The organism is Mycobacterium sp. IS-1264 (assembly GCF_001954195.1).
GTDB lineage: Bacteria > Actinomycetota > Actinomycetes > Mycobacteriales > Mycobacteriaceae > Mycobacterium.
On record NZ_MBES01000070.1, the window covers coordinates 121,999 to 141,195 of the forward strand.

19 protein-coding genes and 2 pseudogenes are annotated in these 19,197 nt (G+C 65.6%); 8 read left to right on the forward strand and 13 right to left on the reverse strand.

Features of this window, described 5'->3' with window-relative positions:
• Window positions 1-100: 100 nt before the first annotated feature.
• The 5 genes from A5744_RS18105 to A5744_RS18130 all read right to left on the reverse strand — a co-directional run bounded on the left by A5744_RS18105 (window position 101) and on the right by A5744_RS18130 (window position 4,826).
• Window positions 101-832: a TetR/AcrR family transcriptional regulator gene (locus A5744_RS18105; RefSeq protein ID WP_139329722.1), complete on the reverse strand. Its 732-nt coding sequence runs from the start codon at window positions 830-832 to the stop codon at window positions 101-103.
• A 46-nt stretch (window positions 833-878) separates the two neighbouring features.
• On the reverse strand, window positions 879-3,044 hold the full coding sequence (gene nrdE, locus A5744_RS18110) for a class 1b ribonucleoside-diphosphate reductase subunit alpha (protein WP_076063327.1): 2,166 nt from the start codon (window positions 3,042-3,044) through the stop codon (window positions 879-881).
• Window positions 3,014-3,466: a class Ib ribonucleoside-diphosphate reductase assembly flavoprotein NrdI gene (gene nrdI / locus A5744_RS18115; protein ID WP_076063329.1), complete on the reverse strand. Its 453-nt coding sequence runs from the start codon at window positions 3,464-3,466 to the stop codon at window positions 3,014-3,016. The genes nrdE and nrdI overlap by 31 nt, the downstream gene beginning before the upstream one ends.
• Before the next feature lie 35 nt (window positions 3,467-3,501).
• On the reverse strand, window positions 3,502-3,741 hold the full coding sequence (locus tag A5744_RS18120) for a redoxin NrdH (RefSeq protein ID WP_076063331.1): 240 nt from the start codon (window positions 3,739-3,741) through the stop codon (window positions 3,502-3,504).
• A 515-nt stretch (window positions 3,742-4,256) separates the two neighbouring features.
• Complete coding sequence (locus A5744_RS18130) at window positions 4,257-4,826, reverse strand: NAD(P)H-dependent oxidoreductase (protein ID WP_139331403.1); 570 nt, start codon at window positions 4,824-4,826, stop codon at window positions 4,257-4,259.
• 90 nt (window positions 4,827-4,916) lie between these two features.
• Here A5744_RS18130 and A5744_RS18135 point away from each other — a divergent pair, with 90 nt between their 5' ends.
• Both A5744_RS18135 and A5744_RS18140 read left to right on the forward strand, forming a co-directional pair.
• Window positions 4,917-5,525 (forward strand): TetR/AcrR family transcriptional regulator, encoded by a 609-nt coding sequence (locus A5744_RS18135; RefSeq protein WP_076063332.1) that lies wholly within the window; start codon window positions 4,917-4,919, stop codon window positions 5,523-5,525.
• Window positions 5,513-6,553, forward strand: coding sequence for a DNA polymerase IV (locus tag A5744_RS18140; protein WP_170874527.1), 1,041 nt, complete (start codon window positions 5,513-5,515; stop codon window positions 6,551-6,553). The genes A5744_RS18135 and A5744_RS18140 overlap by 13 nt, the downstream gene beginning before the upstream one ends.
• Here A5744_RS18140 and A5744_RS18145 read toward each other — a convergent pair.
• A complete protein-coding gene (locus A5744_RS18145; RefSeq protein WP_076063334.1) occupies window positions 6,515-7,411 on the reverse strand; it encodes an SDR family oxidoreductase in 897 nt (298 codons plus the stop codon). The two genes, A5744_RS18140 and A5744_RS18145, sit on opposite strands and share 39 nt — an antisense overlap.
• A gap of 27 nt (window positions 7,412-7,438) precedes the next feature.
• A complete protein-coding gene (locus A5744_RS18150; RefSeq protein ID WP_076063336.1) occupies window positions 7,439-8,071 on the reverse strand; it encodes a TetR/AcrR family transcriptional regulator in 633 nt (210 codons plus the stop codon).
• 117 nt (window positions 8,072-8,188) lie between these two features.
• Here A5744_RS18150 and A5744_RS18155 point away from each other — a divergent pair, with 117 nt between their 5' ends.
• Complete coding sequence (locus A5744_RS18155; protein ID WP_076063337.1) at window positions 8,189-9,670, forward strand: cytochrome P450; 1,482 nt, start codon at window positions 8,189-8,191, stop codon at window positions 9,668-9,670.
• A gap of 9 nt (window positions 9,671-9,679) precedes the next feature.
• On the opposite strand, the pseudogene A5744_RS18160 reads toward A5744_RS18155, so the two are convergent.
• Window positions 9,680-10,108: pseudogene (locus tag A5744_RS18160) on the reverse strand (homocitrate synthase); the annotation flags it as partial.
• A gap of 368 nt (window positions 10,109-10,476) precedes the next feature.
• On the opposite strand from A5744_RS18160, the gene A5744_RS24690 reads away from it, so the two are divergent.
• On the forward strand, window positions 10,477-10,698 hold the full coding sequence (locus A5744_RS24690; RefSeq protein ID WP_139333465.1) for a hypothetical protein: 222 nt from the start codon (window positions 10,477-10,479) through the stop codon (window positions 10,696-10,698).
• Between the two features lie 171 nt (window positions 10,699-10,869).
• On the opposite strand, the gene A5744_RS18165 is transcribed toward A5744_RS24690, so the two are convergent.
• Entirely contained in the window at window positions 10,870-11,628 is a 759-nt protein-coding gene (locus A5744_RS18165) for a prolipoprotein diacylglyceryl transferase family protein (RefSeq protein WP_076063341.1), read from the reverse strand.
• A 46-nt stretch (window positions 11,629-11,674) separates the two neighbouring features.
• Between A5744_RS18165 and A5744_RS24695 the strand changes: the two genes are divergently transcribed.
• Window positions 11,675-11,893 carry a hypothetical protein gene (locus A5744_RS24695; protein ID WP_170874521.1) on the forward strand — a complete coding sequence of 73 codons (219 nt, stop codon included), beginning with the start codon at window positions 11,675-11,677 and terminating at the stop codon, window positions 11,891-11,893.
• Between the two features lie 101 nt (window positions 11,894-11,994).
• Here A5744_RS24695 and A5744_RS18170 read toward each other — a convergent pair whose 3' ends face one another.
• The 3 genes from A5744_RS18170 to A5744_RS18180 form a co-directional block, all read right to left on the reverse strand.
• Window positions 11,995-12,990, reverse strand: coding sequence for a sensor histidine kinase (locus A5744_RS18170; protein WP_076063343.1), 996 nt, complete (start codon window positions 12,988-12,990; stop codon window positions 11,995-11,997).
• A 122-nt stretch (window positions 12,991-13,112) separates the two neighbouring features.
• Window positions 13,113-14,561 (reverse strand): FCD domain-containing protein, encoded by a 1,449-nt coding sequence (locus tag A5744_RS18175; protein ID WP_076063345.1) that lies wholly within the window; start codon window positions 14,559-14,561, stop codon window positions 13,113-13,115.
• 4 nt (window positions 14,562-14,565) lie between these two features.
• Complete coding sequence (locus tag A5744_RS18180; protein WP_076063397.1) at window positions 14,566-15,756, reverse strand: thiolase family protein; 1,191 nt, start codon at window positions 15,754-15,756, stop codon at window positions 14,566-14,568.
• Between the two features lie 59 nt (window positions 15,757-15,815).
• Here A5744_RS18180 and A5744_RS18185 point away from each other — a divergent pair, with 59 nt between their 5' ends.
• From A5744_RS18185 to A5744_RS18195, 3 genes are all read left to right on the forward strand, one after another.
• Entirely contained in the window at window positions 15,816-16,166 is a 351-nt protein-coding gene (locus tag A5744_RS18185) for an OB-fold domain-containing protein (RefSeq protein ID WP_076063347.1), read from the forward strand.
• A gap of 177 nt (window positions 16,167-16,343) precedes the next feature.
• The gene (locus tag A5744_RS18190) at window positions 16,344-16,742 is read left to right on the forward strand and encodes a hypothetical protein (protein ID WP_076063349.1); all 399 of its coding nucleotides are present in this window, start codon (window positions 16,344-16,346) and stop codon (window positions 16,740-16,742) included.
• A gap of 32 nt (window positions 16,743-16,774) precedes the next feature.
• Window positions 16,775-17,833: a hypothetical protein gene (locus A5744_RS18195; protein WP_076063351.1), complete on the forward strand. Its 1,059-nt coding sequence runs from the start codon at window positions 16,775-16,777 to the stop codon at window positions 17,831-17,833.
• A gap of 31 nt (window positions 17,834-17,864) precedes the next feature.
• Here the strand turns inward: A5744_RS18195 and A5744_RS18200 are convergent.
• Window positions 17,865-19,077, reverse strand: a pseudogene (locus tag A5744_RS18200) (acyl-CoA dehydrogenase family protein); the annotation flags it as partial.
• Window positions 19,078-19,197: the final 120 nt, after the last annotated feature.

The window sequence follows — 19,197 nt, forward strand, 5'->3', positions numbered from 1 at the left end:
CGGATCGGGTCTTCCTTTAGCTAACGCAATACCCAGTACCCAGGGTATCGGATAAGGCGAGTGTTATCGACGGCCGTGGCGATGTCAACGTCGCGGCCGCTCAGCTGGCGGCCGGCTTGCTGGGCACGGCGCTGTGAATCGGCTGGTCGGGGTCCATCGTGATGCCCAGCGCCTCGGCGGTGCCGACGATGACCCCCATCATGATGGTGGTCAGGTGGGCCACGAATTGTTCGCGCGGCATGCGTCGCGGGCTGTCGGCATCGGGGCCCAACCACCACTCGGTGGCCGACGCGGCCGATCCGAAGGCCGCGTGTCCGGCCAGTTCGATCGCTGCGTGGTCCAGCTCCATCTCGCGGAGCTCGTTGTCGAACATGTCGGCCATGGCCAGAGTGATCCCGCGGCCCTCATCGAGGATCTTGGGGCTCGCGGCGGAACGGCCCTGGATGAAGACCCGCAGCACGTTCGGGTGTTTGTCGACGAGGTTGACGTACTCCTCGACGCTGCGCTGGATCACTTCGCGCGCCGAATCGGTTTTCAGGTCGATCGACGGGAAGATCGCCGCCCACAGCATGTCGCGCAGGCGCTGCCCGATCGCCTCGAACAGGTCGGACTTGTCGTGGAAGTGCCGGTAGATCTTCGGCTTGGCGGTGCCGGCCTCCTCGGCGATTTCCCGCACGCTGAGCTCGGGCCCGAGGCGGTCGATGGCGCGGAAGGCGGCGTCGACGATCTCGCCGCGCACCTTCTTGCGGTGCTCGCGCCAGCGTTCGCTGCGCGCGTCGACCTTGCGCCCGGGCTTCACGCTCGGGTGCGGCGGTCGGGGAATTCTCACCACGTCATGCACCATACCGCGTGGGAGCCGCTGACCTGGGCAGACCGGGCTACAGCATGCAGGACACGCAGCCCTCGACCTCGGTGCCTTCCAGCGCCAGCTGACGCAGCCGGATGTAGTACAGCGTCTTGATTCCCTTGCGCCAGGCGTAGATCTGCGCCTTGTTCACGTCGCGGGTGGTGGCGGTGTCCTTGAAGAACAGCGTCAGCGAAAGCCCCTGGTCCACGTGCTGGGTGGCCGCGGCGTAGGTGTCGATGATCTTCTCGTAGCCGATCTCGTAGGCGTCCTGGTAGTACTCCAGGTTGTCGTTGGTCATGTAGGGCGCCGGGTAGTAGACCCGCCCGATCTTGCCCTCCTTGCGGATTTCGACCTTCGACACGATGGGGTGGATCGACGACGTCGAGTGGTTGATGTAGGAGATCGACCCGGTCGGCGGCACCGCCTGCAGATTCTGGTTGTAGATGCCGTGCGCCTGGACCGATTCCTTGAGTCGCTTCCAATCGTCCTGCGTGGGAATGCGGATCTCGGCGTCGGCGAACAGCTGACGCACTTTGTCGGTCGCCGGCTCCCACACCTGCTCGGTGTACTTGTCGAAGAACTCGCCCGACGCGTACTTGGACCGCTCGAAACCCTTGAAGTGCGTGCCGCGTTCGATCGCGATCCGGTTGGAGGCCCGCAGCGCGTGATACAGCACCGTGTAGAAGTAGATGTTGGTGAAGTCGACACCTTCCTCGGAACCGTAGAAGATGCCCTCGCGGGCCAGGTAGCCGTGCAGGTTCATCTGCCCGAGCCCGATCGCGTGAGAATCGTTGTTGCCCTGCTCGATTGAGGGCACCGAGGTGATGTGCGTCTGGTCACTGACCGCGGTTAGCGCGCGGATCGCGACCTCGATCGACTGGGCGAAGTCCGGCGAGTCCATCGTCTTCGCGATGTTCAGCGATCCCAGGTTGCACGAAATGTCTTTGCCCACTTTGGCATACGACAAGTCGTCGTTGAACACCGACGGAGTCGACACCTGCAGGATCTCCGAGCACAGGTTGGAGTGGGTGATCTTGCCCTCGATGGGATTGGCCCGGTTCACCGTGTCCTCGTACATGATGTACGGGTAGCCGGACTCGAACTGCAGCTCGGCCAGCGTCTGGAAGAACTCCCGTGCCTTGATCTTGGTCTTGCGGATGCGCGCGTCGTCGACCATCTCGTAGTACTTCTCGGTCACCGAGATGTCGGCGAACGGCAGGCCGTAGACCCGCTCGACGTCGTACGGCGAGAACAGGTACATGTCCTCGTTCTTCTTGGCCAGCTCGAAGGTGATGTCGGGGATCACCACCCCCAGGCTGAGCGTCTTGATGCGGATCTTCTCATCGGCGTTCTCCCGCTTGGTGTCCAGGAAGCGGTAGATGTCGGGGTGGTGCGCATGCAGGTACACCGCGCCGGCGCCCTGGCGCGCTCCCAGCTGATTGGCGTAGGAGAAGGAATCCTCGAGCAGCTTCATGATGGGAATGACGCCCGAGGACTGGTTCTCGATGTTCTTGATCGGCGCGCCGTGCTCGCGAATGTTGGAGAGCAGCAAGGCAACTCCCCCGCCGCGCTTGGACAGCTGCAGGGCGGAGTTGATCGATCGCCCGATCGACTCCATGTTGTCCTCGATGCGCAAAAGGAAGCACGAAACCGGTTCACCGCGCTGCTTCTTGCCCGAGTTCAAGAACGTCGGGGTGGCCGGCTGGAACCGGCCGTCGATGATCTCGTCGACCAGCTTCTCGGCCAGCCCGGTGTCGCCGGCCGCCAGCGTCAGCGCGACCATGACCACGCGGTCCTCGAAGCGCTCCAGGTAGCGCTTGCCGTCGAATGTCTTCAGCGTGTAGGAGGTGTAGTACTTGAACGCGCCGAGGAACGTCGGGAAGCGGAACTTCTTGGCGTAGGCGCGGTCCAGCAGCTCCTTGACGAAGTTGCGCGAGTACTGGTCGAGAACCTCACGCTCGTAATAGTTTTCGCGAATCAGGTAGTCGAGCTTCTCGTCCTGATTGTGGAAGAAGACCGTGTTCTGGTTGACGTGCTCCAGGAAGTACTGGCGCGCCGCCAGCACGTCCTTGTCGAACTGAATCCTGCCGTCCTTGTCGTACAGGTTCAGCATCGCGTTCAGAGCGTGGTAGTCCGTCTCTTCGGGCACCACGTGCGTGCCGGCGGCTACAGGCTCTGCAGTGACGGTTGGTGGCACGTCTGTTCCTTCCAAAAGTCAGCTAGACCGGCCCGGACGGCATCCACGTCGTCCGGGGTTCCCATCAGTTCGAAGCGGTAGAGGTACGGAACGCCGCACTTGCGGGAGACCACTTCACCCGCGTAGGCGAATTCCGCACCGAAGTTGTTGTTGCCCGCCGCGATGACGCCGCGGATCAACGATCGGTTGCGCTCGTTGTTCAAAAAGGCGATGACCTGTTTGGGGACGTAGCCACCGTCGTTGATGTCCGGGGTGGCCCGGCCGCCGCCGTACGTCGGCAGAATCAGCACGTACGGCTGATCGACCTCGATCCGGCCATGCAGCGGGATTCGGGTGGCGGGAACACCCAGCTTCTGCACGAAGCGATGGGTGTTCTCCGACACCGACGAAAAATAGACCAGGTTGCGCTGCGTGGTGTCCATGGCACCGCAACCTCCTTACTTACTCATCTACAGCACTAGGCGCTCAGCGCGGCTCCAGCAAGCGCCTTGATGCGATCGGGCCGGAAGCCGGACCAGTGGTCGTTGCCGGCCACCACCACGGGGGCCTGCAGGTAGCCCAGCGCCATCACGTAGTCGCGGGACTCGGAGTCCAGGGTGATGTCGACCTTGTCGTAGGCGATGCCCTGTTTGTCCAGAGCCTTGAAGGTGGCGCTGCACTGCACGCACGCCGGCTTGGTGTACACGGTAACGCTCATGGATGCCGCTCCTTTGCGGAAGGGAACTTATTACGGACTGGCAACTGCTGGGGGTACTACGTCTGCGCTATGTTCAGCGGCCCGTCAAGGCCCCAGATTCCCGTTTTGCGGAGGTCAGGCCGAACGGCCTGGCGGTACCGATTCCGGGAGGTGCCCCACGCCCGGCCAGCTTGGGGATTCTGGGATCTGCCGGTGCTCGAAACACTACACCTAGTGGCCGACAAGTTGTCGAGATACAAGATGTTCGGAATAACAATTTTGAAATTCCCTGGTCGTAAGGCTTGCGACGGCCGCGCGCCCGGCGTGTCGCAGGTCACATATCGCGCCGCGGATGCCCATACGGATCGGTATATCACCGGCCACCGACAGTGCTCGTTTGGAGCCGCTTCCGCCGGCGCGTGCGCCCCGTGCTAGCAAAGCCGCCAGCGGCAACTGGCGGCTTTGGCTATGCGGTTGTCGAAACGGCGCTGGTCGCCGTCCGGCGGCTTGTCGGCTTTCCCCAAATTCAGGCCAAATCAGCCGACTTCGGCGGCGAGCTTGCCGACGACGTCGCGCACATTCGCCGACAATTCGGCGTGATCCGCGGGAGCCCTGCCTTCCAACGTTTTGAACGGCACCGACAGCTTGATCGACTCGACCACCGACGCGCCGGCGATCCCGAACGACTTACGGGTCTCGTCGTGTGCCCATACCCCGCCGTACTGGCCGAACGACCCCCCGATCACCGCAAGGGGCTTGCCCTTCAGCGCGCCGTTGCCGAACGGTCGCGAGAGCCAGTCGATCGCGTTCTTGACGACCGCCGGGATGCTGCCGTTGTACTCGGGGGTGACCACAAGCGCGGCGTCCGCGTCGGCGGCCGCGGCGCGCAGCGCGTCCACCGCAGCCAGCGCCGGGGCGTCGGGCGTCATCGCGTCGTCGATCTCCTCGTTGTAGAACGGCAGCTGCGCCAGCCCTTCGAACAGCGTGACGCTGACGCCGTCGGGAGCGACCGCCGCCGCCAGCTCGGCGATCTGACGGTTGATCGACGCCGAACGCAGGCTCCCCACCAACGCCAAGACTTTGATCTCGGATTTGTTCTCTGGCACTGTTCGGTTCCCTTCGGTTCTTGGTCTACATCTTTGCACGACCAAACCGGACCCTGGTCCGTTTTATTCCGAACGCGTTAAAGTGCAGGTATGAGCGATCGGTTGCGCGAGTTGCCGGTGTCCGCTCCCCAACAGCTCCCCCACGAGCGAGGTGACGCGGCGCGCAATCGCGCGCTCCTGCTGGAGGCCGCGCGCAATCTGGTAGCCCAGCGCGGCGCCGACGCCGTCACCATGGACGACGTCGCGGCGGCCGCCGGGGTCGGCAAGGGCACCGTCTTTCGCCGATTCGGCAACCGGGCCGGCCTGATGATGGTGCTGCTCGACGAAGACGAGCGCGCCAGTCAGCAGGCATTCCTGTTCGGCCCGCCGCCGCTGGGACCCGATGCACCGCCGATGGACCGGCTGGTGGCCTTCGGCCGGGAGCGGATGCGCTTCGTCCACGCCCACCACGAGCTGCTTTCGGAAGCCCACCGGGATCCGCAGACCCGCAACAGCGCGCCCGTCTTGGTACACCGCACCCACGTCCGGGTGCTGCTCCAGGCGGCGCACACCACCGGCGACCTCGACGCTCAGGCCGACGCCCTGCTCGCACTGCTCAATGTGAACTACGTCGAGCACCAACTCAAGGACGGTGGCCACACCCTGGAGACGTTGGGCGACGCGTGGGAAAGCCTGGCGCGCAAGCTGTGCGGGCGGTGACGAACTGGGTCCTGCACGTGGACCTGGACCAGTTTCTGGCGTCGGTGGAACTACGGCGCCACCCCGACCTGGCGGGGCTGCCGGTGATCGTCGGCGGCAGCGGCGATCCGACCGAACCGCGCAAGGTCGTCACCTGCGCCTCGTACGAGGCCCGCGAGTTCGGTGTGCACGCGGGCATGCCATTACGCACCGCCGCTCGCCGCTGCCCCGACGCCACGTTCCTCCCGTCGGATCCCGCGGCGTACGACGCGGCCTCCGACGAGGTGATGGGACTACTGCGCGACCTGGGGCACCCCGTCGAGGTGTGGGGCTGGGACGAGGCCTACGTCGGTTTCGCCGGCGAGGACCCCGTCGAAATCGCCGAAAAGATCCAGACGGTCATTTCCTCCGAGACGGGCTTGTCCTGCTCGGTGGGCATCAGCGACAACAAGCAGCGGGCCAAGGTCGCCACCGGGTTCGCGAAACCGGCCGGCGTCTTCGTCCTCACGGACGCGAACTGGATGAACGTGATGGCGGACCGGCCCGTCGACGCCTTGTGGGGCGTGGGACCCAAGACCGCGAAAAAGCTTGCGGCCCTGGGGATAACGACGGTACGCGAGCTCGCCCACGCCGACGCCGAGCTGCTGACGTCCACCTTTGGTCCGCGCACCGGCCTCTGGCTGCTGCTGCTCGCCAAGGGTGGCGGCGACACGGACGTCAGCGCGGAGCCGTGGGTTCCGCGCTCACGCAGCCATGTCGTGACGTTTCCGCGCGATCTCACCGATCGCGCCGAGATGGATTCGGCGGTAACGGCATTGGCCCGCCAAGCGCTCGACGATGTCGTGGCGGGCGGGCGGATCGTCAGCCGGGTGGCGGTCACCGTGCGCACCGCGACGTTCTACACCCGCACCAAGATCCGCAAGCTGGCGACGCCCACCACCGACGCCGACGTCATCGTCGCGGCCGCCCTGCGCGTCCTGGACCTCTTCGAACTCGATCGGCCGGTCCGGTTACTCGGGGTCCGACTCGAGTTGGTCATGCCGGCGTGACGGCACCGGAGCGGGTCGTAGTGCGCGCGTGAAGATGACGTTGACTTGGCGCATCGCCACGCTGTAGGGCCACCACGCAAGCCGTTTGAACGCGTACAGCGCCCGGATGTCCTGCGAGGTGTAGATGAGGTATCTGTTCTTTGCGACCCCGGCCAAGATCTTGTCGGCCGCCCTCTCCGGCGACACGGCGTGACCACTGAAGCGGTCTATCCACTTGCTGACGTTGGGGTCCTCGCGATCGACCCCGGCGATCTCGACGGTGTTGACCAACGGGGTATTCACCGCGCCGGGTACGACGAGCGACACCCCGATGCGGTACCGGGCCAGGTCGAAGCGCAGCACCTCGGAAACACCACGCAGTCCGAACTTGCTGGCGCTGTAGGCGGCGTGCCAGGGCAGCGCGACCAGCCCGGCCGCCGACGACACGTTGACCAGGTGCCCACCGCGCCCGGCGGCCACCATTGGTGGGACGAACGTCTCGATGACGTGGATCGGACCCATCAGGTTGATTGCGACCATCTTGCTCCACTGCTCGTGGGTCAGCCGGTCGACGGTTCCCCAGGCCGACACCCCGGCGATGTTCATCACCACGTCCATGCTGGGTTGCTTGGCATGAATGTCGGCGGCGAACGCCGCAACATCCTGATAGTCGGCGATGTCCAGGACCCGATACTCCGGCACGCTCGCGCCCGCCGCGCGGGCGTCGGCCGCCGTCAGTTCCAGGCCTTCGGGGTTGCGGTCGGTCAGATAGAGTTCGGCTCCCTGCGCGGCCAGCCGTAACGCGGTGGCGCGGCCGATGCCGCTCGCCGCACCGGTGACCAGACACCGCTTCCCCGCGAAATACGCCTTCTGTGCCATGGCCGTGACGATACCGCCGGTAACGCCTTAGCTCTGACCGCCGCCCCACAGCGAATTCAGCCACAACTGCTCGAGCACCCGCACGCCGCGCTCCACGTCACGGTCGGCCCCGAGGAAGGTCACGTCGCCGGACAGCATCATCGCTGTCGTCGCTCCCAGCATGCGGACCAGAGCCGGTACATCGTCACTGATCGGATGCGCTGTGCCGGCGGCGATTTCGTCATCGACAATGCTGACAATCTGGTCGATCACGATGTCGATCTGGCCGTCCAGGATCTCCCGGATCTTCGCGTCGGTGTTCCGCGCGTCGTTGCACGCGGTCATGATCGGGTCGTTGTGGGCGAACACCGTGGCGGCACTGCCGACCATCCGCCGCGCAAACGCCGCCGGCGTCTCGCCGGGCGCGCGCGGCGCGAAGTACTGCGTGAGCTCCTCGAGTTCGTGCGTTGCCTCGCCCAGGATCACGGCAAGCACGTCGTACTTGGAGTCGAAATAGAAGTAGAAGCCCGACCGTGCGATGCGGGCCCGCTCGCTGATGGTGCTAACGGACAGGTCCGCGAACGAACCCTCTTGCAGCAGCTCCCGCACAGCGCTGACGATCGCCTCCCGCTGAAGATCGCCGCGGCTACGCCGGGCGGTGGGCGTCGGGTCGGCTGCCATGGTCTGACCTTGTCATCCCGTTCAGAAAAGACCAAAACTTGACAGGCGTCAAGTTCGGACTTCAGGATGGGCTGAAGTGCTAGCGCGCACGTGTCCCGGGATCGCAAAGGAGCGTCCATGGCCGCCACCATCAGCACCCCGCACTACCTGCTCGACCAGGCGCGGCGCCGATTTACCCCGTCGATCAACAACTTTCCCGGCATGGGACTGGTCGAACGAAGGCTGCTGAACACTCAATTCCCGGAGCACAAACTCGCCGATCCGCCGCCCGGCAGCGGGCTCAAGCCGGTCCTGGGTGACGCGGGACTGCCGGTCATCGGGCACATCATCGAGATGCTGCGCGGCGGGCCGGACTATCTGATGTTCCTCTACCAGACCAAGGGGCCGGTCGTGTTCGGGGATTCGCCCGTGCTGCCGGGGGTCGCGGCGCTGGGCCCGGACGCCGCGCAGGTCATCTACTCCAACCGCAACAAGGACTACTCGCAGCAGGGTTGGGTCCCGGTGATCGGGCCGTTCTTCCACCGTGGGCTGATGCTGCTCGACTTCGACGAGCACATGTTCCACCGCCGGATCATGCAGGAGGCGTTCGTCCGCTCCCGGCTGGTCAGCTACGTCGAGCAGATGGACAAGGTCGTGTCGCAGGTGGTCGCCGACGACTGGGTGATCGACGACGCGCGCTTCCTGCTGTACCCGGCGATGAAGGAGTTGACGCTCGACATCGCGTCGATGGTGTTCATGGGTCATGAGCCCGGCACCGACCACGAGCTGGTCACCAAGGTGAACAAGGCGTTCACCGTCACCACCCGCGCGGGCAACGCGATCATCCGCACCAGCGTGCCGCCGTTCACCTGGTGGCGCGGCCTCAAGGCGCGCGAATTGCTGGAGAACTACTTCCGCGAGCGGGTCAAGGAACAACGCGGAAAGAACGGCACGGACCTGCTGTCGGTGTTATGCGAAACCGAGGACGAGGACGGCAACAAGTTCTCCGACGAGGACATCGTCAATCACATGATCTTCTTGATGATGGCCGCCCACGACACGTCGACGTCGACCGCGACGACGATGGTTTACCACCTCGCCGCCAATCCGGAATGGCAGCAGCGCTGCCGCGACGAATCCGACCGCCTCGGCGACGGCCCGCTCGACATCGAGTCGCTGGAGAAGCTGGAGTCACTCGACCTGGTGATGGATGAGTCGATTCGGATCGTGACCCCGGTTCAGTGGGCAATGCGGCAGACGGTGCGCGACACGGACCTGCTCGGCTACTACATTCCCAAGGGCACCAACGTCATTGCGTATCCCGGGATGAATCATCGCCTGCCGGAACTCTGGACGGATCCGTTGAAGTTCGACCCGGAGCGGTTCTGCGAGCCGCGCAGCGAGCACAAGCGACACCGCTATGCGTTCACGCCATTCGGCGGCGGTGCGCACAAGTGCATCGGGATGACCTTCGGGCGGCTGGAGGTCAAGACGATCCTGCACCGGCTGCTGCGCCGGTACCGACTGGAACTGCCCCGGCCCGGCTACCAGCCGAGCTGGGACTACGGCGGCATGCCGATTCCGAAGGACGGCATGCCGATCGTGCTGCGCCCGATCTGACCGGTCGGCCTAGACGGCTGTGAGCAGCCGGTTGGCGCAGGCGATGACCGCGCGCAGCGCCGACTGCGTCGGATCCTCCGACCAACCCATCGCCCACTCGGAGCGAATCCCGTTGCTGCCGCAGATGAAGGTGGCGGTGAATTCGCCCGACCGCAGCTGATGGAAGCTCAGCGTCTCGACGGTGATCCCGCGCTCGTGCAGCATCTCGGTGAGCGCGGCGATGGGCCCGCTGGCGGATGCGGTGGAGGCGCTGATGCGGTCGCCGACGGCGATCATCGCCCGAAAGTTGCGGGCTTGTGGACCCAGCCGTGCGGCGGGCCGCTCGATATCCGTGCACTCCCAATGCCCGAGTCGCAGCGGGCCGGCCGTCGGGCTGTAGGTCGCGACGAAGTTCTCCCACGTCATCGCCTCGGCCCGCTCCCGCAAACCGCGCGGCAACGTGGGAAGAGGCTTCGAAACTGGCTTCGAAAGGGGCATGGTGTCGGGCTTCTCTGATCAGCAGGAGCGACCGACGGCGTAGCTTCCGACCCACAGCGGGGGGTCGGTCTGGATCAGACCCCGCTGCGGGTGCTGGCTACTACGGCACGCTCGAGAAGACGCACGAGCGCCGAGGCTAGCCGCCACGGCCGGGCAACGCAACTGCCTTTACGGCGGTTTGAGTACGAACGCCCGCAGCGAAACGAAATGCCAAGTCGCCCAATGCTAAACAGGTACCGTCGCCCCAACCAGCGCGACGACCGGCTCTTCGGCGTGCTTTTCGCCCGAAAAACTTACTTGTGCGTCAAAAAAGGCATAGCATCTGCTTGGTGGTTCTAGGCGCGATCGTGGTCACCTACAGGCACGTGAAAGGCAAGCCAATGAATGCGAAGCGCAAAAAGGTTCTGAAAGCCGTGGCACTGGGCGCGGGACTTGTCGGGCTATTGCTGCTACCGACGGGATGTTTGATGACGTCGTCGCCGGTCGAGATTCCCGCGGGATCTCTGGGAGCGCCGGTTACGGTCGTCGCGCCGCCGCCGACGGTCGAGTAAAAGTTTCACAGGGCGCCCACGCGGACACGTCGTCCCGCGGCCGTGGGACTGTAGGTCGCGACGAAGTTTTCCCACGTCATGGCCTCGGCTCCCGCAGACCGCGCGGCGACGTGGGGCGTGGCTTCGAAAGGGGCATGGTGTCGGGCTTTTCGGCCGGCAGAACGACGACGGTTACCGCAGTTTGAGTACGAACGCCCCCACCGAGACTGCCGCCAGCACAACCGAAAACGCCACATTGAGACGCGTCGGCAGGGCGGTGCTCGCGGCGTCCGCGCGCAGCAACTCCAGACCGAGCCGGCCAGTCCCGTACGCCGCGGCCGAACCCAGAAACAACAATCCGGGACGTGCGGACGGCTCGTACAACCACACTCCCACACCCAAAATCATTGCCGACCAACCCGCTTCGAAGAGCTGCGTCGGGTACCGGCGCTTCCATTCGCCGCGGTCGTCGGGCAGCCATAACCCGAAGGGCCCCTGCGTTTCTCGTCCAGAGCAGCAGCCGTTGATCAGGCAGCCGATGCGCGTCACGACCATCCCGACGAGCATGATGATGCCCACGCCGTCCCAGGCTCGCCAGAACTCCAGCCCCATGAGGTGCAGCATCGGCCACGAGACCGCGAAGCTGAGCACCAAGCCGCCGTAGAGCGCGGCGCCGGCGTCCTGCACGCGCACGGCACCGTCGGCAAGCGATTTCGGGTGGCCAATGAAGTACCAGATGCGCGCGCCGATCAGGGCGAACACCAGCAGGATTAGCGCGGCCGGCGCAAAACGCGAGTAACCGAGTCCGGTTAAGCAGCCCCCCAACAGCACGCCGAGCGCAAATCCGAAGTACAGCAGTCCGGCGAAGGTCGGAATGCCAAGTCGCCCAATGTGAAACAGGTACCGCCGCCCCAACCAACGCGACGACAGGGTCTTCGGCGTGCTTTTCACCCGAAGTATCTTACGTGTGTCAAATAAAGGGCATAGCATCTGCTTGGTGGCGTCAGGCGCAAACGTGGCCACGCACCGGCACGGGAAAGGCAAGCCGATGAATGCGAAGAGCAAAAGAACTCTGAAATCCGCCGCCCTGGCCGGGGGCCTGGTCGCGGTGCTGCTCCCGACGGGATGCGCGTCGGAGTCGCAGCCGGCACCGATACCTGCCCAGCCGGCCCCGGGCGCGCCTACCTCGGTCGTCGCTCCAGCCACCGTCGACTAGGCGTTTCGCCGGCACCCACGAGGGCGCGTCACCCGGCGCCCGGTTGGCTCGCGGGCTCGTTGAGCTGAGCGAACATCGCCCTCCAGGCGGGTCGCCTGCTTCTATCCAACCGGCCGCGGCGAGGGATCAAGCCGCAGATAGGCCTGAATCGTCGTGCCCGCCGGCGTGCAATGGGTGCGCACCAAATCCGATATGGCGTTCACCAGAAATAGTCCCCGGCTGGCGGGGCCGCTGGGGCCCGGGTTCAGCCGTCCGACCAACGGGTCGTCGAGGCGTCCGCTGTCACGCGCCTCGCAGACCAAGTGATCGTCGTCTCGCCAGAACGCCAGCCGGCACGCGCCGTCGGTGTACATCAAGCTGTTGCTGGCCAGCTCGGTGGCGATCAACTGCAAGTCCTCGATGCCGTCTTGGGATAGTCCGACCCAGTCGGCGTAGTTGACGGCGAAAGCCCGCGCCAGGCGCAGATCCGCGGACTTGCGAACCATGTACGTGACGGCCCCGGGGTTGTTCGGCAGGGGTTCGTTGCAGCGCGCCATCACCGCGTCCGGCGCGTATTCGGCGCTGGGATGCAGCGAACCGCTACTCCAGAGCATCGGGTGGGTGGCACGGACGTCCGCCAGCACGTCGTCATCCAGACGGCTCGCATCGTAGAGGCACAACCCCGTCACCGCGTGACCGTCAAATGCCTCGTTCACCAGCGCCTCACGCTCGACGCAGGCCCAGAGCTCGTCGTCGGTACGGCCCGGCCAGAAGACTTCGCTGACGATGCGTACCCGCCGGTCGGGGTGTTCCTCAACGAAGGAACCCTCCATGGCCATGAAGCGATTCGGATTGCGGGCGACCTCGGTGGTATCGGCCATCCGCAGCCCGTCCGGCGTCCCGCACGCGCCGGATAGCTCGTCGTGTACGAGCGCCATCATGTCGCCGGGCACGGCGACGAGCACCGGCTCGTCCATCGCCAGCCCGTCGATGACGAAGCCCGCCACGAAATCCAGGTACTCCCGCTGAGAGTGATAGAGGAGCGCGGAGTGAACGAAGCCCTGATGTTCCCTTTCCGTGCCCAAGCTCACTTTTTCGGCGCTCCCGCTTTCCATCACAATGCCAACCCCCTGCTGGACCGGCCCGCCCTGCCTACGCGTTACCTACCCCCATACCCCCTGCGGGCCTTGGCTACGCAGGTAATCGGTCACAAACCGGGATCGCCCCAAATGCGGCTCGATCACAGCCACCAGGAGGCCGCGGCGTCCAGATGACGACGGATGCGGTAACGCGCCAGGCTGTCATCCCCGGCGGCCATCGCCTCGAGAATGCGCCGGTGCGCGTGTTCGACGGCGACGACGTCGGCGGCGGTCGGCAGCGCCCCGCCGGTGCTGAACCCGTGCCGGCGGAACAACTCGACGATGATCCTGAGGAACAGATCCAGCAACGCGTTGCCGGCCAGCCGCGCCAGTCCGACGTGGAACCGGAATTCTTCGACCGTGGCCTTGCGCACTTCGTCATCGGTTTGGGGGTTCTCGCCGAACGCGGGCCCATGCGTATCGAGGAAGGCGGCCACGTCGGGTTCGCTGCGCCGCTTGACGACTTTGGCGACGTTGTCGATCTCGATCGCGTCCCGGACGCAGCGTAAGTCTTCGCGGCTCGGCTTGCGGTACTGCAGATACAGCGCGATGGTGTCGATGCTGGCTTGCGCCTTTGGTTGGGTGACGACGAGCCCGCCCCCGGGTCCGCGCCGCATCCGCGCCACCGAGTGATATTCGAGCAGCCGCACCGCTTCACGCAGCACGGCGCGGCTGATCCGGTAGCGCGCGAGCAGCTCCGTCTCGGTCCCGAAGACCGACCCGACCCGCCAGCCTGCGGCCGCGATGTCGTCGCCGATGTTGGCCGCCAGTACCTCGGCCAGCTTGGCCCGTGGCGCCTCGGGGTTGAGCCGCCGCTGGCGTGCCCTGCTTCGGCGCCCGTCGCCATGCTGCTGCAGCCAGGCGGTGACCACTTCCACGTGGCGCTCGGACAGCGTCTTGGCTCGCGCAGAATCACCGGCGGTGACGGCGGCGACGATTTCGGAATGGTCGTTGTGCATGTAGTCGATCGCCTCGATGGCCTCGCTTGCCGACTCGGTTCGCGACTGCAGCGCGTATCGCTTGGTGAGCCGCATCAAGACGTCGATAAACAATTGCAGGACGGGGTTTTTGGATCGCTCGGCCAGTGCGATGTGGAATTCGTCTCGCGGCACAGGCAGACCCGGCCTCCAGCGCTCCTCCGCGCGCAGCACCGCTCGTAGCCGATCGATGCCGCCTTCGTCGATCCGCTCGGCGGCAAGAGAGGCCGCCAGCGGTTCGAGGACCAGGCGCGCGTTGAGCAGGTCGGCCGGCGTCGTGCCCAGGTACTCGAGATAGATGACGATGGCGCGGGTCGCCGGGCCGGCGTCCGGTTCGCAGATGAGCAGTCCGCCATTGGGTCCGCGGCGCATCCGGGCGACCTGATGATGCTCCACCAGTCGAACGGCTTCCCGCAGCACGGACCGGCTCACGCAAAAGCGTTGCTGCAGAGCGTGTTCGGAACCCAGCGACTCGCCGACGGGCCAGCCGCGACGAACGATGTCCGCCTCGATCTCGCGGGCGATCGTCGAAGCAAGTTTGTTCGCTGGGCTGGCCTGCGGGGCGGTACTCATCGTTTCAACAGGTGAGCAACATGCATCCCGCCACGGGACCACCGCCCACGGAAACCACGCCGACCTCCGGGCGTCGCGACACCTGCCGCTCCCCCGCTTCGCCGCGCAACTGCAGGCAACCTTCGTGCAACGCCCAATACCCGTGCATGCGCCCGGCCGAGAGTTGGCCGCCATAGGTGTTCAGCGGCAGCACGCCGTCGCGGGCGATCCGGGCACCGCCCTCGACGAACGGGCCGGCCTCGCCGTCACCGCATACGCCCAGCGCTTCCAACCAGGCGAGGGCGAGAAAGGTGAAGCCGTCGTACAACTCGGCGACTTCGAGGTCCGCGGGCTTCAATTCGGTGCGCGACCACATCTGCGTCGTAGCATCCGACATCGCCATCTTGGGGTAGTCGTCACGGTGGAACCAACCACCGGCGCCGTCGGACCCGCCGATCGCTTCCACCCGCACCGCGCGGTGTGGGCAATCGCGGGCGTAGTCCGCGTGCGAGACCACCACGGCGATCGATCCGTCGATGGGCACATCGCAGTCCAGCAGGCCGAACGGTGTCGACACGGGCCGCGCGGCCAGGTAGTCGGCCATCGTCATCGGTTCGCGGTATACCGCAAGGGGATTCAGTGCGGCGTTGCGCCTGCCGTTGAGGGCTAGCCAGCCGAGCTGCTCCTTGGTGGTTCCGTACAGCTCCATGTGCCGACGGCAGTTCAGCGCCAGCCAGTTCGCGGCGGAGTAGGCCTGGGCCGCAACCAGATCGTTGACGTCGTCCATCGCGCCGACGGCGGGACGCTCGGCCCCTTCGGGTGTCTCGAACATGCGCGCGAGCGCCGGCGCCGGCGCGCTCTCTTCCTGCTTTAGGACCGTGCCGCCCAGCATTTGGATCGTGCGGTAGACCACCACGTGGTGGGCGCGGCGCTCGGCGACCGCCCGGCACGCCGACATCACTGGGCTCAGCAGGCCGCCGGTGCCGAATCCGGAGCCGCAGTCGGCCGCCTCGATCCGCAGCGCGGCGTTCACCTCGGCGGCCGGGGTGTCGCCCAGGGTGGCGATCCCGTCGATGTCGGAGGCCTCCAGACCGGCGTCGGCGATGGCGGACCGCACCGCCTCCATGGTCAGGTCGAATCCCGGGATGCCGGTGCGACGGCCTATTCGCGAGATGCCGATCCCCGACAAGATCGCGTCTTTTTCGAAATACGTCATCTGCACCGCCCGAAAGGCCAAACCCCACCGCACACACTGGACCAATAGAGTGTACTGTATTGGCCGTGCCAGCCGAGTCGCCGTCCCAGCTGCTCATCGAGCATTGCGACCATTGCGGCCGCTGGGTGCATCCGGCTTCCGGTGAATGTCGCGTGTGCGGCGGCCCGCTGGTGGCGCGACCGGTCTCCGGACGCGGCACGGTGTTCACCTACACGGTCAACCACCACCCGTACAACCCGGAGATCCCGGTCCCCTACGTGATCGCGATCGTAGAGCTCGCCGAACAAAGCGGCCTACGCGTGGCCGCCAATATCGTTGACTGCGAACCGGATTCGGTCAAGTGCGGGATGACAGTCGAGGCACGGCCCGAGAAGGGCGCCGGCGGCGCCCCATTGTTCGCGCCCGCCTAGCCTCCGAATTCTCTTCCGCGGCACAGCGCCGCGCAGTATGCTGCGGGTCCTTAACGACTGCGAATGATCCTTCGGCGAAAGGTTCGAAAAGCTTTGTTGGGATCGGTAGCGAACCGATGCCGGTGTAATTGCGAAAGCGGCGCCGAGGTAGGCGGCGCACGGGACAAAGGACCCCGCATGAACCTCAGTCGAAAAATCTCGCGAATCATTGCCGGTGCACTGCTGTCCGGCGGCGTTGCCGTCGTCGGCGTAGGGCTGGTCCCAGGTATCGCTCACGCCAACAAGGGACCATTTACCTGGTGCCCAGGGCAGTCGATGGAGTGGCCGAGTGGCCCGAACTCGTCTCGTGGCGTCGCACAGAACTACGCCTGGGATATGAGCGTGTGCCATACCTGGTACATCGTCGCCGACGGATGGGGCAACGTTCCCCGAATTGCGCTCAACGGGCAGCCGACGCTGCAGAGTTCGCATACTTGGGACGGCGACAATCCCCCGCCCGATAATCCCTCGGGTGTCAATTGCGGCCCAGGCTGGTGTCCCGTCCCGCCGCACTACGACCCGGGGTTCCACGGATAGCCATCAACAGCAGCGGAAAGAAAAGAGGCGGCATGAGCATTAGCGACCAATCGGCCACATCACGTCAGTTCGCAGCGTCCTCTGGGGCCTTCTCGCCCAACTGGATTCGATACTGGAAGGTCGGCTATTCAGCGATTTTTGCGGTGGCCGTCTTGTTTGGCGGGCTGCAGGTCTTGCGAGTGTTAAAGGTCATTCGCCTGCCCTCCCCACATATCGGCGCCCCGGTCATCTACGGCGTCGTGGTCGGGCTGCTGGTTGTCGGGGTGGGTTTTGCCGCCCGCATCTTTTTGCGATCGCGCCGCAAGTACCTCATCACCGTGAACAGCGACGGGCTCGCCATCGATCGGCGGCGCGGTGATGTCTATCCACTCGTTGATGCGCAGCTGGGCCTCTGGTTAGACAACGGGGTCGCGCTCCATCTGCAATGTGGCCGTCGCGATTTTGTTCTGGGCGGACGCGATCGTCGCATCGCTCCGGCGACACCACTCGACGCGCCACCGGTGTGGGTCGTCGACGCCTGGCTGGCGGAGTCAGACTTCGATGAGCTGCTGCTCCTGGGTGGCCGGTCCGCTGCGCGCGGGCCCGCACCAGGAGAACCGACCCGGTGCCTGCTGTTTCCCAACCCGCTGCTGATCCAGGAAATGGGGCCATTCGCGCTCGTAAAGAAACACCGACTGACGCAATCGCTCTCCCAACCCCAACTGTTCATTGACGTCGACAACGACACGATCCAAGTGATCGACCCAAAAACCAACGCGCCCAATGCCCGGGCCTCGGCTTCGCAGGTGACCGCTACACCGGCTACCTACCAGCTTTCGGCAGGCCATGCGTTCCCGTCGGCCCAAAATGTCGCCTCAGATGCTGCGGGCCAGTACTTTTCGACGACGCCCGCCATGTCCGTCTGCGTTCCGGGCATGCAACCACTGACCATCGGATGCCGCAATTTCGAAGGGCTCAAGCGGCGATTTTCGTGGTCCGCCAACGCGCCCGTAACGAATGAACCCCCTGCCTATACGGTCTCGGCGGCCGATTGGCTGACACTAACCGAAAGCCTCGGCTTGGCGCCGTATCTAGAAGACACGTCGACATAGCGCGGACGACAGGACAGGCCGCCCGTCGAAGCTAGTTGATCAGCGGGTCGCGCGGCATGCCGAGAATCCGCTCGGCGATCTGGTTTCGGGTCACCTCCGAAGTGCCGCCCGCGATCGCCATACCGCGGGCGCCCATCATCATGCGGCCCACGATCGCGCCGGGCCCGTCGAGCAGTGCGACCTCGGGCCCCAGCAGCGCCGCGGAGATCGCGCCGCCCTCGATCATGTGCTCGGCCAGCTTGAGTTTGGTGACGTTGCCCTCGGGACCCGGGCCCGCGCCCTCGACGCTGCGGGCGGCGCGGCGCAGGTTCAGTAGCCGCAGCGCGTGATCGTCGGCGAGGAAGTTTCCGACCCGGATTCGCGCGCCCGCCAACCGATCTGACGCCTGAGCAAGCTGCACGAGTTTCGACGCCAGGCCCTCGTAGAACGATCCGCTGCCGCCGATGCTGACCCGCTCGTTGCCCAGCGTCGCCCGCGCCACCGTCCATCCCGAGTTGGGGGTGCCGACGACGTCTTCGTCGGGGACGAACAGGTCGTTGAAGAACACCTCGTTGAATTCCGAGCCGCCGGTGATCTGCCGCAGCGGCCGCACCTCGACCTCGGGCGCGTTCATGTCGACGATCACAGTGGTGATGCCGGCGTGCTTGGGCGCGTCGGGGTCGGTGCGCACGGTCGCCAGGCCACGCGCACAGTACTGCGCCCCGCTGGTCCACACCTTCTGCCCGTTGATCTTCCAGCCGCCGTCTACCCGGGTGGCCCGCGTCTTCACCGACGCCGCGTCCGACCCGGCTTCGGGCTCTGAGAACAGCTGGCACCAAATCTCGTCCTGACGCAGCGCCTTCTCCACGAATCTCTCGATCTGCCAAGGAGTTCCGTGCTGGATCAGGGTCAGGATCACCCATCCGGTGATCGAGTAGTCGGGCCGCTTGATGCCCGCTGCGCGGAACTCCTCCTCGATCACCAACTGTTCCACGGCGTCGGCCGCGCGACCCCAGGGCTTGGGCCAGTGCGGCATCACGTAGCCCGTCTCGATCAGCTTGTCGCGCTGCGCCTTCTTGTCCAGCGCGGCGATCTCGGCGGCATCGGCGTGGATCCGCTTGCGCAGTTCTTCGGCCTCGGGCGGCAGGTCCAGGCTGTTCTCCCGGACAGCGCCGGCCGCGGTGCGATCGAAGACCTCGCCGGCCGGGGCGTCGCCGCCGAACAGCGCCGAACTCAACATCCAGGTGCATGGCGGCATCGGCTTCACCTGGGAACACGATGCGCACCTGCACCTGCGCCGGGCGCTGGTGAGTTCGGCGCTGTTCGGCGGCGACGCCCCGGCCGGCGAGGTCTTCGATCGCACCGCGGCCGGCGCTGTCCGGGAG

Excerpts from the sequence above, each read along its gene's own strand:
- A5744_RS18180 (WP_076063397.1), bottom strand. The coding sequence starts at position 15,756 with ATGACGTATTTCGAAAAAGACGCGATCTTGTCGGGGATCGGCATCTCG.
- A5744_RS18155 (WP_076063337.1), top strand. The coding sequence starts at position 8,189 with ATGGCCGCCACCATCAGCACCCCGCACTACCTGCTCGACCAGGCGCGG.
- A5744_RS18175 (WP_076063345.1), bottom strand. The coding sequence starts at position 14,561 with ATGAGTACCGCCCCGCAGGCCAGCCCAGCGAACAAACTTGCTTCGACG.
- A5744_RS18190 (WP_076063349.1), top strand. The coding sequence starts at position 16,344 with ATGAACCTCAGTCGAAAAATCTCGCGAATCATTGCCGGTGCACTGCTG.
- A5744_RS18135 (WP_076063332.1), top strand. The coding sequence starts at position 4,917 with ATGAGCGATCGGTTGCGCGAGTTGCCGGTGTCCGCTCCCCAACAGCTC.
- A5744_RS18150 (WP_076063336.1), bottom strand. The coding sequence starts at position 8,071 with ATGGCAGCCGACCCGACGCCCACCGCCCGGCGTAGCCGCGGCGATCTT.
- A5744_RS18195 (WP_076063351.1), top strand. The coding sequence starts at position 16,775 with ATGAGCATTAGCGACCAATCGGCCACATCACGTCAGTTCGCAGCGTCC.
- A5744_RS18145 (WP_076063334.1), bottom strand. The coding sequence starts at position 7,411 with ATGGCACAGAAGGCGTATTTCGCGGGGAAGCGGTGTCTGGTCACCGGT.
- A5744_RS18120 (WP_076063331.1), bottom strand. The coding sequence starts at position 3,741 with ATGAGCGTTACCGTGTACACCAAGCCGGCGTGCGTGCAGTGCAGCGCC.
- nrdI (WP_076063329.1), bottom strand. The coding sequence starts at position 3,466 with ATGGACACCACGCAGCGCAACCTGGTCTATTTTTCGTCGGTGTCGGAG.